General features: G+C 62.8%; 13 protein-coding genes. 10 read left to right on the top strand and 3 right to left on the bottom strand.

Annotated elements, in window-relative coordinates; all coding sequences use genetic code 11:
• Positions 1-53: 53 nt before the first annotated feature.
• The 3 genes from U5A89_RS05040 to U5A89_RS05030 all read right to left on the bottom strand — a co-directional run bounded on the left by U5A89_RS05040 (position 54) and on the right by U5A89_RS05030 (position 5,398).
• Positions 54-1,661: an alpha-N-arabinofuranosidase gene (locus tag U5A89_RS05040; RefSeq protein ID WP_338160067.1), complete on the bottom strand. Its 1,608-nt coding sequence runs from the start codon at positions 1,659-1,661 to the stop codon at positions 54-56.
• 135 nt (positions 1,662-1,796) lie between these two features.
• Complete coding sequence (locus U5A89_RS05035) at positions 1,797-3,080, bottom strand: glycoside hydrolase family 130 protein (RefSeq protein WP_338160066.1); 1,284 nt, start codon at positions 3,078-3,080, stop codon at positions 1,797-1,799.
• Positions 3,081-3,106: 26 nt separating this feature from the next.
• Positions 3,107-5,398 carry a glycosyltransferase family 4 protein gene (locus U5A89_RS05030; protein ID WP_338160065.1) on the bottom strand — a complete coding sequence of 764 codons (2,292 nt, stop codon included), beginning with the start codon at positions 5,396-5,398 and terminating at the stop codon, positions 3,107-3,109.
• 212 nt (positions 5,399-5,610) lie between these two features.
• On the opposite strand from U5A89_RS05030, the gene U5A89_RS05025 reads away from it, so the two are divergent.
• The 10 genes from U5A89_RS05025 (at position 5,611) to U5A89_RS04980 (ending at position 18,287) form a co-directional block, all read left to right on the top strand.
• On the top strand, positions 5,611-6,369 hold the full coding sequence (locus U5A89_RS05025) for an SDR family oxidoreductase (RefSeq protein WP_338160064.1): 759 nt from the start codon (positions 5,611-5,613) through the stop codon (positions 6,367-6,369).
• A 5-nt stretch (positions 6,370-6,374) separates the two neighbouring features.
• Positions 6,375-7,496, top strand: coding sequence for a glycoside hydrolase family 130 protein (locus tag U5A89_RS05020; RefSeq protein ID WP_445190617.1), 1,122 nt, complete (start codon positions 6,375-6,377; stop codon positions 7,494-7,496).
• A 246-nt stretch (positions 7,497-7,742) separates the two neighbouring features.
• On the top strand, positions 7,743-8,747 hold the full coding sequence (locus tag U5A89_RS05015) for a LacI family DNA-binding transcriptional regulator (protein ID WP_338160062.1): 1,005 nt from the start codon (positions 7,743-7,745) through the stop codon (positions 8,745-8,747).
• A 338-nt stretch (positions 8,748-9,085) separates the two neighbouring features.
• Positions 9,086-10,210 (top strand): glycoside hydrolase family 68 protein, encoded by a 1,125-nt coding sequence (locus U5A89_RS05010; protein WP_338160061.1) that lies wholly within the window; start codon positions 9,086-9,088, stop codon positions 10,208-10,210.
• The gene (locus tag U5A89_RS05005) at positions 10,198-11,112 is read left to right on the top strand and encodes an ROK family protein (RefSeq protein WP_338160060.1); all 915 of its coding nucleotides are present in this window, start codon (positions 10,198-10,200) and stop codon (positions 11,110-11,112) included. The genes U5A89_RS05010 and U5A89_RS05005 overlap by 13 nt, the downstream gene beginning before the upstream one ends.
• Positions 11,109-12,851, top strand: coding sequence for a tannase/feruloyl esterase family alpha/beta hydrolase (locus U5A89_RS05000; protein WP_338160059.1), 1,743 nt, complete (start codon positions 11,109-11,111; stop codon positions 12,849-12,851). The genes U5A89_RS05005 and U5A89_RS05000 overlap by 4 nt, the downstream gene beginning before the upstream one ends.
• Positions 12,839-14,077: an SGNH/GDSL hydrolase family protein gene (locus U5A89_RS04995; RefSeq protein WP_338160058.1), complete on the top strand. Its 1,239-nt coding sequence runs from the start codon at positions 12,839-12,841 to the stop codon at positions 14,075-14,077. The genes U5A89_RS05000 and U5A89_RS04995 overlap by 13 nt, the downstream gene beginning before the upstream one ends.
• 70 nt (positions 14,078-14,147) lie before the next feature.
• Positions 14,148-16,496, top strand: coding sequence for a TonB-dependent receptor (locus U5A89_RS04990; RefSeq protein WP_338160057.1), 2,349 nt, complete (start codon positions 14,148-14,150; stop codon positions 16,494-16,496).
• 64 nt (positions 16,497-16,560) lie between these two features.
• Positions 16,561-17,091 carry a DUF3237 family protein gene (locus U5A89_RS04985; RefSeq protein ID WP_338160056.1) on the top strand — a complete coding sequence of 177 codons (531 nt, stop codon included), beginning with the start codon at positions 16,561-16,563 and terminating at the stop codon, positions 17,089-17,091.
• Between the two features lie 2 nt (positions 17,092-17,093).
• Positions 17,094-18,287, top strand: a complete 1,194-nt coding sequence (locus U5A89_RS04980; RefSeq protein WP_338160055.1) for an MFS transporter — start codon at positions 17,094-17,096, stop codon at positions 18,285-18,287.
• Positions 18,288-18,438: the final 151 nt, after the last annotated feature.

Below are 18,438 nucleotides of genomic sequence, written 5' to 3'. Positions count from 1 at the left end.
ATATATGCTGAAAACTGGGCGTGACCGGGCCGTGTCGATCACGCCCCCATGCGCTATTGGGTGACGGCCAGCACAGTGACCGACTTTGGCGGCAAGGTTATCTGAATGCGATCGCCGCGCACCTGTGCGGCGATCGGCCGTGGCCGAACGGTGTCGGGCTTGTCGTAGCTGTTGATGGCGTCGACCCGGTCGGCGGTCAGCACGGTTCCCGATGCTGCACGCGCGCGGATGCCAGCAATCTGGGCATCGATCGTGGCAGGCGTGTTGGGATCGACGTTGGTAAGCGCGATCCATAGCTTGCCGTCCGTACCGCGCGCTGCAATCGCGTCGACGCGCGGTACGCTTATATCGCCGAAGCTGTAGATTCCGGCATCGAAAGTGATCGGCAATCGCGTCGCATTCTGGAAAGGCACATACATTTTGAACAGATGATAGGTGGGCGTCAGCACCATTTTCGGCCCGTCCGTCAGGATCATGGCCTGGAGCACGTTCACCATCTGAGCGATCGCCGTCATGCGCACCCGGTCGGCATGGCGCGTGAACATGTTGAGGTTGATCGCGGCGATGATGGCATCGCGGATCGAGTTTTGCTGATGCAGCGAACCGTCGGGGCTGCCGGGCAGCTTGGCGAGCCAGGCGCCCCATTCGTCGATGACCAGCGGGACTTTCTTGTCCGGGTCATAGCGGTCCATCACCGCCGAATGAACGCGGATCATGTCCTCCATCTTCAGCGCATCCTTGATCAGCACGGCATATTCGCGCTCGCCAAAGTCCGTGCTCGAAAAGGACGGGGGCCATTGCACCCACGCATAATGATGCATCGACAGGCCTTCGATGCCCCAGCTCCAGTCCTTCGCTTTCCACGCCTTCATCACAGCTTCGGTGTAGGCCGTGTCCATCGACCCCGGACCGACCGCGATCCGCTGCATCGGATCGGCGCCCGCAACCGAGCCGCCAGCGGGATTGTCCGTGCCCTGCTGCTTGAGATTGAGGTTGCGCACGAACCGGGCATAGCGCTTCATCTCATCGACATAAGCGGTTGCGCTATAGGCGCCGCCGCAGCTCCAGCTTTCATTGCCGATCCCTAAAAATTTGACGCGATAGGGTTCGGGATGACCATTGGCAGCGCGTTCGGCCCCTGCCGTGGTGCCTGCATCGGCGGTCATATAGGCGAACCAGTCGGCCGCCTCCTTGACGCTGCCCGATCCCATATTGACGGAGATATAGGCTTCGGACCCGATCTGGTTGATGAAGTCGAAAAACTCGTCCGTGCCGAAATCATTTTTCTCCAGCGCGTTGCCCCAGCTGCCATTGACGGTCACCGCCCGCTTGGCACGCGGGCCGACCCCGTCGCGCCAATGATATTCGTCGGCGAAACAGCCCCCGGGCCAACGGACGCTAGGTACTTTCAAGGCCTTCAAGGCTGTGACGACATCGGTTCGGATACCGCGCACATTGGGGATGGACGAATTTTCACCGACCCAAACGCCGCCATAAATGCCGGAGCCAAGATTTTCGGCGAACTGGCCGAAGATATTGCGGTCGATTTTCGGACCAGTGCCATCGGCCGCTATCGTCACCTTGACCGGCGCCGACTGCGCCAGCAGCGGTGCAGGAAGCGCCAGTGCCGCCAGCGCTGTCGCGATTGTGATCATCCTCATCGGCGCTCTCTCCATGCCGCTTGTCATCAAGCGCCATCGGATATCCAATTACTCCGACAATTACTATCATTTATGCCAGCAAAATTTGGGCGTTCGGAACCCTAGCCTAGCAAAAACTCGCGATCGCTTGGACCGTCAATCCATCAGGTCGAGCATGTCGCTGATCGGCACGAAGGAAAAAGCCACGGAACTGTCGGCTATGCCATAGGGGAGGAAGATATTGTTGCCGTGCCGCATCGCGCCGCAGGTATAGACGACGTTGGGCACATAGCCCTCTCGCTCGTCGCCCGATGCGGTCAGCACGGGTTCGCGCGAGCGGGCGATGACTTTGCTGGGATCATCCTTGTCCAGCAGCACCGCGCCGATCGAATATTGCCGCATGGCGCCGACGCCATGGGTCAGGAGCAGCCAGCCTTCATCGATTTCGATAGGTGCGCCGCAATTGCCGATCTGCACCAGTTCCCATGGATAGCGCGGGGTCAGCAGCAGTTCGCCTTCATCCCAACGGGTGAGTCGGTCGGATGTGATCAGGAAGAGATTTTCCCCGTCCTGCCGCCCGATCATCATATATTTACCGCCGACTTTGCGCGGGAACAGGGCCATGCCCTTGTTGCGCGCGGCGCTGCCTTCCATCGGGACGAGATCGAAGGTGCGGAAATCGCGCGTGCGCATCAGTTCGGACTGGATCGCCCGGCCATTATAGGCGGTGTAGGTGCCGAGCCATTCGGGCGCATCATCCTCATGATGGAATTTGACGAGCCGCAAATCCTCCAGCCCATTGGCCTGCGCCTCCGTAATCGGGAAGATGACGGTGCCCGACAAGGTGCTGTCGGGATGGCGGAAGATGGTGACCGCGCCATCGACGGGATGATCCTCGTCCCGATGCGCGTCGGCGGCGGTGGCGAAGGGCGGTTCGGGCGCCAAGTGCAATTCGCCGCCATGGGTGATGATCCCCTCCCGAAAGGCGATCGAACTGATATGCCCCTCTCCGACGGCGCGCAGTGAGATCAGGATGCGGCAGCTATCCCGACTCATGCCCGACTGGTCGGGATGCGGCACGACGCTGGGGTTCATGAGCGCCGCCGCGCAATAGCTATATTCATGGCAGAAGTACGCGCCGAGCAGCTGGCGGCGGGCTTCGCTGAGACCCGTGCAATCCAGCTGGAGCAGGTGCACGATTTCGTCATAGCGCGTCATGAAGACGCGGCGCGTGTGCCAATGGCGCGTTTCGAAGTCGTGCAATACGGCCTTGAGCTGTCGCTCGACCGATATCTCGTCCATCGCCAGCACAGCATCGACGATGCGACGGGTGCGGCTGGGCGCGCCGCCTTTCGACTGCCAGGCAAGGTGGAACGGCCGGACGACAACTCTGGCAGGGTTGGCCGTCAGGTGGATCGGCAGTGCATCGATTTCAGACAAAAACAGACTATCCCATGTTGCGACAATCAGGCCGACAGCATCTCTATATCGCGATTATCGCCTTTGGGAATGATATACTGCCGGTTGGACATGGCATTCATCGCGCAGGATGCCAGTTGCAGCGCCAATATCGATTCCGCCCCCTGATTTTCATTCACGCCATGAGGGGTCAGGCCATCATAACAGCCGCCGTCCGCAACGGTGGCGAGCGGCATATGATTGTCGTTCTGGCCCAGGAACCAGCGATAGGCATTGTCCGCGACAGAAAGCCAGCGCGCATCCTTCGTCACGCCATAGGCAGTAGCGGCAGCCTCGACACTGGCCTGCGCTTCGAGCGGCTGCTGATCAAAGGGCAGTGGATGGCCGAAGGCGCGGCCGAAACTTTCGGTGCCGATGGCGCGAAAATGCCCCTCCGGCGCGGTTTGCTTGTCGGTCAGCCAGTCGAGCGTCGCCACGCCGCGATCGATGATGCGCTTATCGCCTAGATGCTGGCCTGCCAGCAGCAAAGCCTGCGGCAAGCGGGCATTGTCATAGGCCAGCACATCTTCGAACCATGTCCATTCGGACTTGGTGGCATGAAGCGTCATCAGGTCCGCCGACAGGGTTCCGATCATCTCCCGCGCCAAGCCGTGGCCGGGCGATGCATCCAGTATGGCACTGGCGCCCAGGATCAGGAACGCCTTCGACCGTGGCGAGCCAAGCGCGCGATGGGCGACCATGCTATGGTCGAACAAGGCCATGGCCCACCGCCGATGTTTTTCGAATTGCGCGTCGCGTGCGGTAACGCCGAGCGACCAGACGGCGCGCCCGCAACTATCTTCCGACCCGGCATCCTCGCACCAGCTACGGTCGAACGCCATGAAATTGCGGAAGCTGCTGCGATCCGGGTTCCAGGCATATTGAACGAAGGCGGCGTAAGTCGTCATCCACTGGTCGCGCAGCTTGTCATCCAAGGCTGGCATCTGGCTCATCAGGATGAGGGCGCGTGCATTGTCATCAATGCAATAGCCATGGCGGCGATCAGGCACGGACAGGATGCCATGTTGGAACATGCCAGTCGCATCGCTCATGCGCAGCACGGCGCTAAGGTCCGGCGCGAGTATGTCATAGCTTCGACGGGGAATGAGCCGGGCGGGCTGGATGGCGCGCGCTTCGCTCAGCAGCCGTTCGACATTACGGGCCAGTTCGCTCCAGATCATGGTGCGGCCATAGGCATAGGCACGGGTCGCATGGGTATCGCTCAGCACCTTGTCATCGAGCAGAGCAATCAGCGCCTGCGCCATCGCCTGCGGATCGCGGAAGGGGACGAGGCAACCGACATCGCTGCCCAGCACTTCGCGCGCCTGCACATAAGGCGTGGAGACGATCGGCTTGCCCATGCCCACCGCGTAGCTGAGCGTCCCCGATGTCACCTGCGCTGGATTGAGATAGGGCGTGACGTAGATGTCGGCGGCCTGAAGCTGATCGAGCAACTCTTCCTGTTCGACATAGCGATCGACAAAGGCGACATTGCGCTCGACCCCCAGCGAGCAGGCAAGCGCCTTCAACTCGTCACGCAGCACTTCGCCGCCCTGTTCGCGCACGATATTGGGGTGGGTCGCGCCCAGCACGACGTAAAGCGCATCGGGATGCCGGGTGACCACGTCCGGCATCGCGCGGATCATGACGTCGATGCCCTTGTCCGGCGCGAGCAGGCCGAAGGTCAGGATGACGGGACGGTTCTGCCAGCCAAAAAGCGGCTTCACGGTTTCGGGATCGACATGGGGCCGGTCGGGCACGCCATGAGGAATGACGGCGATCTTGCTGTCGGGCACATCATAATGGGACAAGAGGATATCGCGACCCCGCTGCGCCATGACCATGATCTGGCTGGAGCGAGCGATGAGCGCGTCGGCGACGCGGCGCTCATGCGGATTGGGGCTTTCCAGGATCGTGTGGAATGTGCTGACGAGCGGCAGATTGGTGCGGTCCAGCAGGCCCAGGATCATATCGCCCGCTGGGCCACCGAATATGCCGAATTCATGCTGGAGCCAGATCGCCTCCGCGCCGCTTTCTTCGATCCGGCGTGCGGCTTCGGAATAAGCGATCGCATCGAATTGGGGAATGCGGATGACGTCGGCCGGATAATCGATCTCGCCGCGCCCGTCATCCATCGCATAATGATCGACAATGAGGTTTGGGAAGGCTTCCGCCATGGCGTCGCGGCAATGGGTAGTGAAAGTCGCGATGCCGCAGCGCCTGGGCATGGAATTGCCGATGAGCGCTATACGGTGAAGCGGCGCAGGCACAATTTCCTTGTCCACAGGCACATGCGACATAAGCGATCTTTCTGAGGAGGTGACGAACCCTTAGCTGCCTTGGCGGGCATGAAGGGCGATACACCGCTGACGTACCAACGCTTAACGTGCGGACATCCAAAAAGTTGCCGCTCTGTTACACGCAATGAAATTTCGCGATGCCAACAGCGTCGCGCAACTTCAGCGGCAGCGGGGAATTACAGCGACATCGCCAGCAACAATGAGGATGCCGCATGACGGATAGCGCCGACGCCCACACCGATCAGCCGCCGCTTACAGGCAAACGCGCCATCATTACGGGCGGCACCACCGGCATCGGCCGCGCGATCGCGGTCTTGTTGGCGAGCGAGGGGGTGGACGTGTTCATCTGCGGCCGGACGCCTGAACATCTGGACGATGCCCTGGCGCGCATCCGTGAAGTGGGAAAAGGCGACGGCATGGCGATCGACCTTGCCGATGACGGCGCAGTCCCTCGGTTCATGGCGGCGGCGGGCGATTATCTGGGCGGGGTCGATATCGTCGTCATCAACGCGGCCGTGCCCGCGCAAGGGCTGAGCGACATGAGCGCAGCGGAGGTGCGTTATGCGCTGGCGGTCGATTTCACCGCCTATGTGATGAGCGCCCATGCAGCGGTGGAGACGCTGGGCGAAAGCGGGGATATCGTACTGATCGGATCGATGAGCGCGCATGTGTTGGGGCCGGGGTCCACGGTCTATGCCGGGATCAAGGCTGGCATCGCCGGTTTTGCCGAAGCGCTACGCCGCGAACTTGGCCCCAAGGGGATCAAGGTGTCGCTGGTCGAGCCGGGGAAGACCGGCGCCGACTTCCAATATCCCGACATTCCGGCCGACAAGCAGCGTAAGATGATCGCCGAGGAAACGATGTTGCGGGCCGAGGATATCGCCGTCGGCGTCCATTATCTGCTGAGCCAGCCGCGCCGGGCCGTGGTACAGCAGCTGACCATCGTGCCGCGCATGTTGGATCAGGAATGAACATTATGATCGACCAGCTGGTCTTCGTGCCTGATGATGTGGATCTTGCCCGGTCGCCGCTGGCGGGAAAGCTGGACGCGGAAACCTATATTCTGGGCGCGTTCAATCCGGGGCTGACGCGGCTTGCCAACGGCAACCTGTTGCTGATGGTCCGGATCGCCGAAGCGCTGCGCACCCCGATTTGGGACGGGCATATTCATGCGGTGCGGTGGGAAGATGGCGGATACCAGCTCGATGCCTGGCCGCTCGATACGGTCGAGATGTCCGACCCGCGCACCTTCTCCGTCAAGGGGCAGGGTTGGGACGTTCTGGCGCTCACGTCTCTGTCATGGTTGCTGCCTGTGGAACTGACGCCGGACGGCCTGTCGGTGGTGGCGGTGCATTATGACCGGGCGATCGTACCGGAGCATGATTTCCAATGCTATGGCATCGAAGACGCGCGCATCAGCCGCGTCGGGGACGAATGGCTGATGACCACCTGTTCGGTCAGCCCGGAACGGCATTGTACCACGCTCTATGTATCGGACAATGGGCTGGACTGGCGTTTCGAGGACATAGTGCTCGATCACCAGAATAAGGACATGCTGATCTTCGAAGGCAGGATCGATGGGCAGTATTGGGCGCAGACGCGGCCATTGGGCGACCTCTATTTCGCCTATCCGCCCGGTAGCAACTGGCGACCGGGGCCGTCGATCAATCTGGCGACCTCGCCTGATGGGCGCTTCTGGAAACCCTATCGCAAACCTGGTATTCGCCCCCATGCGGCAACCAACGCAACCGTGCGGATCGGGGGCGGCGCGCCGCCAATCCTGACGGCGGATGGATGGCTGACCCTGTGGCATGGCGTGGAGCCAGGGGGGATAGCCGGTATTTATCGCACCTACTGGTCGCTGCTCGACCGGGACGATCCCGCCATCGTGCTGCGCACCGATCACAAGCCATTGCTGGAAGCCAATGCGGTGCTGACGCAACCGCTGGAGCATCAGATGTACCTGCGCGACATCGTGTTTACGACCGGCATCGTGGATGATGGCGACCATTATATCGTGGCGTCGGGGGAAGCGGATCTGGCCTGCCGCATAACCTATATCGACAAGCGCCTATTCGGAAACGGCGATAAAGACTGAGGTTCGCCAATCACTCTGCCAGCCTATCTGCGGATACACGGGCGCAAAGGCAACAGCGGTAATTTTGACGTCATCTTCCTGGATGCGCTGCGGCTTTCCTGTCTTTCATTTTGAGCCTGACCGGCTGTTCCACCCATTTCGGTATCGCCCGCAGCTTGTATATGATGGGGGCTATCCCTAGCACTGACGCCATCGGTATATCGCAAAGTCCGTGGAGATACGTGATAGCCGCTTTGGAATATGCAGATGAAACGCCACAAAGCCTCCAACCTCGCCGATCTGTCAGCGCTTGCGGGCGTGTCCATATCCACCGTGTCCCGATCGCTCGCGGACAACCCCCTCGTCGCCAAAGCCACCCGCGATCGGATCAAGCAGCTTGCCCGCGACCATGATTTTCAGATCAACGTCGCCGCGCGCAATTTCCGGCTCGGGCGGACGGGAGCGGTCGGCGTGGTCCTGCCGCTGGGTCATGAAACCGAACAGCATCTGACCGACCCCTTCTTCATGAGCCTGATTGCCTCGCTCGCCGACACGCTGGCCGATCGGCACTATGACCTTCTCCTATCCCGTGTCATTCCCTCGGACGATCGCTGGCTGCAGGCGTTCGTGGATTCCGGCAAGGTCGACGGCGTCATCATCGTCGGCCAATCCAACCAGATCGACGCGATCGAGCAGGTGTCCGCCAGCTACGCGCCGCTCATTGTCTGGGGCGCATCGGTCAATGGCTACCAGCAGATGACGGTGGGGTCCGACAATTTCGAAGGCGGCCGCCTCGCCGCCCAGCATCTCCTGTCCACCGGGCGCAAGCGACTGACCTTCCTCGGCAATCCGGACGTGCCGGAGTTCGAAGCCCGCTTCGCCGGGTTCAATCACGCCATCGCACAGGCAAAAGCGGCGCCTGGCTTCGTCCTGCCCACCCACGTCACGCCCGAAGCCGCCTATGCCACGATCCGCGACTATATGCGCGATGCCCCCACCCCCGACGGCATTTTCGCCGCATCCGACGTCATCGCGCTCAGCGCCCTGCGCGCCATCGCCGATCATGGCCTGCGCGTGCCCGAAGACATTGCCGTCATCGGCTATGACGATGTTTTCATAGCGGGTCAGACGACGCCGTCGCTCACCACGATCCGGCAGGATGTCGCGCTGGGCGCGCGCATGATGGTCGACCTGCTGTTCGAACGCATGGCGGGACAGGGCACCCGGTCCATCACCCTGCCCCCTACCTTGGTCCAGCGCGCCTCCGCCTGAACGGTCTGATCAGAAATTCATAGCTTTGCAAAAGGCCATTGCTAACGTTTGCATTTATTCTTGCAAACGTTTGTTATTGCCTATAACCGTCAGTCAACGAAGAAGACGTGAGATTAGGGGGCGATGGTGCGGGCGCAGCTTTCGATATGGGATGCTTCATCACTGAAGCAGCGGCGCGACGCCCGAACCGGCAACCGCGCACCCGTGGATCAGTGCACCTCCCGCGCCTTCCCCACAGCCCACACGTCGCCCGCGGCCCTCCCCGCATGGCGGACGTCGGACCTTCGCCAGGGACTGCACGCCTTGGCGAAGGTCGTGACCTTCGGGCGCATCGCTGCATGAGCGACGCCATCGCCGCCACCCGCTGGACCGCCCAGGACGTGACGCGCATCGACGTGGCATCGGCCAGCTACGCGCCCCTCATCGCGCATCAGCCGCGAGTCATCGACACGCTTGACCTGTGGGACTATTGGCCGGTCCAGCGCATAGACGGCCATCCGGCGGAGATCGCGGGCGGCACGCTGTTCATCGCCCTGTCCGCACCGATCCTGCCCGACCCGGACGTACGCCATGCCGTGGCCCGCATGCGCCTGCTGCATCGCGTCGGCGCGGACTGGCATGATCTGGGACCAGTGCTGCCAGACGGTCTTTCGCCGGGCAGCCGGGAATGGTCCGGCTCGGCTATCCTGTCTCCAGATGGCGGGGCGATCACCCTCTATTACACTGTCGCCGGTGTCCGGGGCGAAACCGAAACCAGCTTCGTCCAGAGGCTGTTCCAGACCAGAGCGCGCCTGTCGGTGGAAAACGACGCCATCACCCTGTTCCCCTGGACCATGCCCACCCAATGCGTCGCCCCCGACGACGTGCATTACACCGGTGACATGACCGGCGGTGGCGCGATCGGATCGATCAAGGCGTTTCGCGACCCCGCTTATTTTCGCGATCCCGCCGATGGCGCGGACTATCTTCTCTTCGCCGGATCGCTCGCCCAGTCCATATCGGCGTGGAACGGCGCGGTCGGCATCGCCCGGCGTGCCACCGACGGCAAATGGCACATCCTGCCGCCGTTGATCGATGCCGACGGCCTGAACAACGAACTGGAACGGCCGCATGTCATCCTGCGCGACGGCCTCTATTATCTCTTCTGGTCTACCCAGACGAAGGTGTTCGCGTCCTCCGGCCCCGTTGGTCCAACTGGACTTTATGGCATGGTTGCCGACAGCCTGTTCGGCCCATGGCGTCCGCTCAACGGGTCGGGCCTCGTCTTCGGCAATCCGCCAGCCGCGCCCTATCAGGCCTATAGCTGGCTGGTCTTGCCCGACCTGTGCGTGCAAAGTTTCGTCGATCTGATCGGGCTGACGGACCCGCCGGTCGATGCAGCGCAAACGCGCGCGCATTTCGGCGGCACTCCTGCGCCCGAGCTGCAGATCATGCTGGACGGAGAACGCGCATGGCTGGCCTGACCGATACCGACACCCTGATCGCCGGAATAGAATTGGGCGGCACCAAATGCATCGCCACATTGGCGCGGGGCCGCACGATCCTGCACCAAAGCCGTTGGCCGACGCGGGGACCAGAAACGCTCGACGATATTTCCGCCGCTTTGGACGGCTGGCGGCGGGGAACGCCCTTCGCCGCGATCGGCATCGGCAGCTTCGGCCCGCTTTGCCTCGACCGCGCCAATCCGCATTTCGGCCATATGGAAAATACGCCCAAGCCCGGCTGGGCGGGCGTCGATGTTTATGGCCATTTCGCCAGTCGCTTTGTCATTCCGGTGGGCATTGATACGGACGTGGCGGGCGCAGCCCTGGCGGAGGGGCGATGGGGCGCGGCGACCGGCTGCGCGGTCCATGCCTACGCCACGATCGGCACCGGCGTAGGGCTGGGCATCGTCGTGGATGGCAAGGCCGTCCATGGTCGCCTCCATCCCGAAGCAGGCCATATGCGCATCCGCCGTACGCCCGGCGATACCTTCGCGGGCGCATGCCCCACCCATGGTGATTGCCTGGAAGGGCTGATCGGCGGCCCCGCACTGGCGGCGCGGACCGACCGCCCTCTGGCCGACGTGCCCGACGACGATCCTTTATGGCACAGCGTCGCGACCGAACTGGGCGAATGGGTCGCGATGCTCATCCTCTGCTTCTCGCCCCAGCGTCTGGTGATCGGCGGCGGCGTGCTCGACAACCGCCCCGCCCTGCTCGCTCGCATCCGCGTCGCGGTCGCCGACAATCTTGGTGGCTATCTGGCGGGTCTGGATCTTGACGCCCTGCAAAGCCTCATCGTGCCACCGGCGCTTGGTCGCGAGGCAGGGCCGCTGGGTGCGATCGTCATCGGCCAGAACGCTTTGCAGGAATCGCAACCATGATCCGCCCTGTTTACTGGCTCACGGCCTCCGCCCTCGCAGCGATCGTCGCCGCATCAACACCTGCCTCTGCTGCCACCCCGGACAGCGCCCGCTGCGCCGCCTTCGCCACGACGCTCCGCGGCCATTGGCCCGACACCTCTACCCGCGTCGTCAGCGCCGACTTCGTGGCGGAAGGGCCAGCGCCAAAGCCCGTCCCACGCGGCTTCCAATATGATGCCGTGACGCCGCTCAAGGCCCATTGCGACATCCGCGCCGTCATGGCCGAACGCAAGGGGTTGGACGGCCAAAACTACGCCATCAAATTCCACCTGCGCCTGCCGCTCGACTGGAACGGCCGCTTCCTGTTTCAGGGCGGCGGCGGCACCAATGGCGAGATCGGCAACGCGCTGGGCGCAACGGCGGGCGTAGGCCTCGTTACCCCAGCGCTGGCACAAGGCTATGCCGTCGTCAGCCAGGATTCGGGCCACGACAATGCCGTCAACAGCGACCCGGCCAGGGGCGGCGCGGTCGCCTTCGGCTTCGATCCCGAAGCACGCCGCAACTACTCCTATGCCTCGCTCGATGCCGTTACCCAGGCCGCCAAGGCCGCCATCACCAGCTTCTACGGCAAAGCGCCGCGCTATTCCTATTTCGCGGGCTGTTCCAAGGGCGGTCAGGAAGGCCTCGCGCTCGCCCATCGCTATCCCGCCGCCTTCAACGGCATCGTCGCCGCAGCCCCCGGCATGTCCCTGCCTCGCGCGGGCCTGGCCCAGACATGGGATGCGCAGCATTTCGGTAGTCTGCTAAAACCCGACGCCAATGGCGTGCGTCCCTTCGGCCAGTTTTCCAGCCTCTATACCCCGACCGAACTCGGCATCGTCCGCAGCGCCGTCCTCAAAGCCTGCGACGGCAAGGACGGCCTGACCGACGGCCTCGTCATGCGGATCGACCAATGCACCAACGCCGATGTGCTGCCGGTCCTGCGCAGACTTACCTGCAAGGGCGACCGCACCGGGCAGTGCCTGTCCCGCGAGCAGATCGACATGCTGTCCAAGTCCCTGTCCGGTCCGCGCAAGCGCGACGGCGCCGCCCTCTATGCCAGCTTCCCCTGGGACGGCGGCATCGGCGCGCCTGGTTGGGCCGTATGGAAACTGGGACTGGCGAAGGAAGGCGTGCCCGCGCTCAACATCCTGATCGGCGGCTCCGCCCTGCCGACCATCTTCCAGACGCCCCCGACGCTCGCCTCCGCTGATCCGCAGCAATTGCTGCAATGGCAGATGGCCTATGATTTCGATCGCGACGCCGACGCCATTTATCGTACGGCCGCGCCCTTCACCGAATCCGGCTGGGACATGCTGTCAGCACGCTCACCCGACATCGACGCCTTCCGCGCCGCCGGTGGCAAGCTGATCGTGCCCCATGGCGCATCCGATCCGGTCTTTTCCCTGAACGACACGCTGCAATGGTATCGCGGGATGGACGCCCGCTATCATGGCGCGGCATCCGATACCGCGCGCGTCTTCCCCGTCCCCGGCATGAACCATTGCGAAGGCGGCCCGGCCACCGACCGCTACAACGCCTTCGCCGCGATGGTCGCCTGGGTCGAGCAGGGCCGCGCGCCCGATCGCCTGCATGGCGTCGCGTCGGCGGCTAGCCCCTGGCCCGGCCGCACCCGCCCGATCTGCAAATATCCCCAATATGCCCGGTACAAGGGCAAGGGCGACATCGAAAAAGAGGATAGTTTCCAATGCGTAGGATGAGGTCGGGCCTGTGCGCCCTTGCAGCCGTCGCGCTGCTGCCGATACAGGCGTTTGCTGCCGACAATGGCCGCTGGGTCGCCAGCTGGGCATCCAGCCCGTCCCTGCCCACCACGAAGCTGCCCTATGATTTCTGGCAACCTGCGCCGGAGGTGCAGGGCACGATCCGCTACCATCTGCGCCTTAGCGCTGGCGGCACGCAGGTACAGGTCCGGCTGTCGGGCGAAACCCAGTTGCAGGACGTGACGATCGGCAGCGCCACCATCGCCCTGGCCGATGCGCAGGGCCGGATCGACGCCGCCACCATTCGTCCGCTGACTTTTGCGGGCGCGCGTTCGGTCCGCCTGCCCATGGGCGCGCCGCTCTTGTCCGATCCGCTCGCGATTATGGTGAAGCCCGGCGCAGTCGCCATCGTCAGCGTCTATCTGCCGACCAAGGTCACGCTGCCCCAGTCCGACCCCAATCATATGGCGGAGTGGGCGACCGGTGCCGACCAGACCGCCTCCGCCACGCTGACCAGCGCAACCGCCGTCTCTGCACGCGAAATCGTCTCTACGATCCTTGTCCAGTCGGACCGGACGGCGCGCACGATCGTCACCTTCGGCGATTCCATTACCGACGGTTTCGGCGCAAAGGATCCGCTGTTGCGCGGCTGGCCGGGTCAGTTGGCGCGCATGCTGACCGCCAAGGGCGTCACCAATATCGGCATCGCCAATGCGGGCATCGGCGGCAACCGCGTCCTGCGCGACGAAGTGGGGGAAAGCGGCCTCGCCCGTTTCGACCGCGACGCGCTGGCCGTGCCGGGCGTCACCGACATCGTCCTGCTCGAAGGGATCAACGATCTGGGTCTGAGCGGTCTTAAAAACCCGCGTGCCGAAGGCAACCACCCCACCATCACCGCCGATGACCTGATCGCAGGTTATCGCCAACTCATTCAACGCGCCCATGCCCGTGGCATCAAGGTGCATGGCGCGACGCTCACGCCCTTCCTCGGCTCGACCTTCCCCGGCTACGCCACGCCCGAAAAGGAAAAGGTCCGTCAGGCCATCAACCAGTGGATTCTCACCAGCGGCGCCTTTGACGGGGTGATCGATTTCGACGCGGTCGTGCGCGATCCCGCCGCGCCCGACCATATCCTTGCCGCCTATGATTGCGGCGACAAACTCCACCCGTCCGACGCGGGCTATGCCGCCATGGCCAAGGCCGCACAGGACCATTTTCGCTTCTAACCATCGCCACAAAAACAAGCGCCCGGACCAGGGGAAACAAACCGGTCCGGGCAATCAAAGGGAGAGTATCATGAATAGACTGTCATTCCTTCTTGCAGGCGCGAGTATCGCCGCCATTGCCAGCCCCGCCCTGGCGCAGGACACGAGCGCGTCCGAAAACTACGCCGGCGACATTGTCGTCACCGCGCAGAAAACCTCCGAAAAACTCTCCAAAGCCCCCGTCGCCGTCAGCGTCGTGACGCAGGACAGCCTCAACCGGCAGGGCGTCGATTCCGCCGCCGCGCTGACCAGCACAGTTCCCGGCCTGCAATCCAGCCAGAACGGTTTCGCCATCCGCGGCATCGGCAGCAACAACAGCTTCAGCGGCTATTCCACCGTCGCGACCCAGATCGACGGTATCTACGATCCGTCCGCCGCCGTCCTGACGCTTGGCCTGTTCGATCTGGGATCGGTCGAGGTTCTGCGTGGGCCGCAGGGCACCGTCTATGGCCGCAACGCCACCGCTGGCGTCGTCAACATCAACACCGCCGATCCAGGCAAGAAGATGGGCTTTACCGCTGACATCCAATATGGCCGCTTCAACGAAATCCGCGCCCGCGCTGCGGTCGATCTGCCGATCAGCGACGCCTTTGCCCTGCGCGTCTCCGCCTATCGTCAGGTCGATGACGGGTTCGGCGGCAAATATGCCGCGCGTCAAAATTACAACAAGACCGATCAGGCCGGCCTGCGCGTCAATTCCATCCTGCATCTGGGCGATAGCCTGACCTGGCGCCTGTCGCTGAACTATGGAGAGAATAAGGGCACGATCCCGCTCACCTATATCCGCAGCCGTAACGTCTATCCCAACGCCAATATCGCAGCGGGCACGTTCGGCCCGATCCAGACGATCGAGGATGGCGGCATCAATCCCGGTCAGGATTTCGTCACCGACAACCAGATCGACCTCAAATATTACGCCGCTCGCTCGCGCCTGACATGGGACGCGACCGATACGCTCTCCTTCACCTATCTGGCCGGCTACTCGCTATTGAAGAACAACGGCGTCGATTCCGCGACCGGGGTCTTCACGCAGCAGAATATCGACCGCCGCGTCGAAACCCGCTCGCATGAACTCAACGCCAACTTCAATTCCGGCGCGTTCAATCTGGTACTCGGCGGCTATCTCTATCAGGATAAGCAGCCATCGGGCACCCGCCTGCTCCATGCAGGCGACACCGCCCCCGCGCCGTTCAACAGCATCTTCAACGCCGCTGGCATCGCCAAGGTCGCTGGCACCGGCACCAACATTTCGACGATCAGCGGCGTCGACGTCGTCACCTCCTATCGCGGTCAGGGCACCAAGTCGCAGGCCGTGTTCGGTCAGGGCACGTACGAACTTGCGCCGGGCCTCAAGATACTCGGCGGCATTCGCTCCACATGGGAACAGGTCAACCAGCGCAACATCGAACTGGTCTGCCCCGGCGACACGATCACGCTGGCGAACATCACGCCCACGACCTGCCCCGGCATTCCCTTCGTCTATGCCCTGTCCGACGACACCAACCGGCCGGAAGCGAAATTTTCCAACACCAGCTGGAAGGCGGGCGTGAATTACGAAGTGACGCCCGAAACCCTGGTCTATGCCAGCGTCGGCACCGGTTTTCGTGGCGGCGGTCTGGAGGCCAGCGGCAACGCCCCGCAATATCGCCAGTATCAGCCCGAAACCGTGACCAATTACGAAGCTGGCGTGCGCAGCTCACTGATGGGCGGCAAACTCTATCTGTCGGCCACCGCCTTCAACATGGACTATAAGGATTTGCAGGTTTCCAGCATCGTCCTCAATCCTCTGACCAATCAGGTCTCTGCGGTGACGACCAATGCCGCGACAGCTCGCCTGCGCGGTATCGAACTGGAAGCGACGATCCGCCCGACCCGTGCCGACCGGATCAGCGGCTTCGTCTCCTATCTCGACGCGAAGATCCGTTCCTTTCCGACGGCATCTGACAATCTCAATTCGGCCAGCGGCAATTATAACGCGATCACGACCGCGTTCGGCAATCTGCCCCTGCCTACCAACGTCATCCGCGACGTGTCCGGCAACGAACTGCCCAACGCCCCCAAATGGAGCGCGCGCGCCAGCTACGCCCATATCTTCGATCTGGGCGGCGCGGGCAACCTGACCCCCAGCGTCGATTTCTACGTCCAGTCGCGCACCTTCAGCGACATCCAGAATTATGCGCAGAGCCGCCGCGCATCCTACACCAAGACCGACCTCAACCTGCGCTATGAAACCGACAATGGGCAATTGTCCGTGACCGGCTTCGTCAACAATCTGGAAAACAAGCGGGTCGCCAATAATCTGGTCACCGTGTGGAGCAGTACGACGGCCAATTACGACCCGCCGCGCACCTATGGCGTGCGCCTGGGCATGCAATTCTGATAATAAGCACAATGGGGCGCGCCTGTCACAAAGGGCGCGCTCCATGTCTGGAGAGGGCATAGGCATGGCGGACCAACCTGACGACATTCTGCCATCGCGCAGAGGGCTTCTGGTCGCGGCAGGCGCTTTGGCGACCGGCCTGATCGACACACAGGCCGTGGCCGCGCAATCCAAAGCCGACGACACGCCACGGGCGGAATTCGTCTATGAAGCCATCGTCACCCTCGGCCCGGCCGAAGAGATCGGCATGACCCCGCACGGCAAGCGCGTCCGCATCCCCATTACCGGCGGCACGTTCAAGGGGCCACGGATCAGCGGCACGATCTTCCCCGAAGGCATGGACTGGCAACTGGTCCGCGCCGACGGTTTCACCGAATTGGAAGCTGCCTATCTGATGCGCGAAGCCGACGGCACCGTCATCCATATCCGCAACAGGGGGCTGGCCGGTAAAGGCTATGCCAAAACGACTGCGACCTTCGAAGTCCCCAACGGTCCCCATGGCTGGCTTAACGAAGCCACGTTCGCCGGCACCGTGGGTCCGGTCCCAGAAATGACAACGCCCGCCGTGCGCATCCGCATGTATAAGCTGGTCTGACGATGGCGCGCATCCGCTGGCTCACCTACCTCATGTTCCTGATGTTCGCGATGACATCGGAATCGGTCGGCGTCATCATCCCGTCCGTCATCCGCGAATTTAACCTGGGCCTGACCGCAGGTGGATCGTTCCACTATGCGACGATGAGCGGCATTGCGCTGGGCGGCGTGCTACTTGGTTCGCTGGCTGACCGTCTGGGGCGCAAGGTGACGATCCTGATCGGCCTCGGCCTGTTCGGCCTCAGCGCCTCGCTCTTCGCCTGGATCAGCAGCTTCGGCCTCTTCCTCGTCCTGCTCTTCATCGGCGGCATTGCCGTGGGCATCTTCAAGACCGCCGCGCTCGCGCTGATCGGCGACATATCCACTTCCACCCGCGCCCACACCGCGACCATGAACGTGGTGGAGGGGTTTTTCGGCATCGGCGCGATCATCGGCCCGGCCATCGTCGCCTATCTCCTGTCGCACAACGCCTCATGGAAATGGCTCTATCTCATCGCCGCCATCTTCTGCGGCCTACTCATGATCGTCGCCTGGCGAGTCCCCTATCCGCAGATGCGCGCCACCGCTCCGGACGGCGCGCCCCTGGCCGACATGCTCGCCATGCTGCGCAATCGCTACGCGTTGGCGTTTAGCAGCGGCATCATGCTCTATGTCGGCGTGGAAACCGCCATCTATGTCTGGATGCCCACCCTACTCGCGGGCTATAGCAGCCCCGGCTGGCAATGGGCCGTCTATGCGCTGTCGATCTTCTTCATCCTGCGCGTGATCGGCCGGTTCGGCGGCTTCTGGCTGCTGGAGCGTTACGACTGGACCAGCGTCATGGCTGTCTGCGGCATCGCCATCCTGCTCTGCTTCGCCTGCGCGATATGGGGCGGACGGCCTTTCGCCGTCGTCGCCCTGCCGCTTTCGGGCCTGTTCATGTCGGTCATATATCCGACCCTGAACTCAAAGGGGATCAGCTGCTTTCCCAAGGCGCAGCATGGCGCGATCTCCGGCATCATCCTCTTTTTCACCTGCGTCAGCGCCGTGGTGGCACCGCTGTTCATGGGGTTGATGGGCGAATATCTGGGCGATGCGATTTACGGATTCTATCTGGCTACGGCGTTTGCAGCGGTCCTGGCTGCAGGCCTTGTGCTCAACATGATTTTTGACCCGGCAAGCGCCGAATTGCGGCGGCGTGGTGAAGTCGATTATTAAAACCGGGTCGGCCATTCACCTTGCGCATGATCGATTGCGTTGCAGTTGTAAGCCAAACGCGTTGAGCGATACGTAATGGTCACGGGTCGGACTACCATTGCAAGCGGACCGCGCGTCCGCTGACCAAATGACAAGGCCCCGTCAGCGGGGG

This window comes from Sphingobium sp. HWE2-09, assembly GCF_035989265.1.
Taxonomy (GTDB): Bacteria; Pseudomonadota; Alphaproteobacteria; order Sphingomonadales; family Sphingomonadaceae; genus Sphingobium.
The sequence above is the reverse complement of the archived record's forward strand: the minus strand, read 5'-3'. Positions and strand labels throughout refer to the sequence as shown.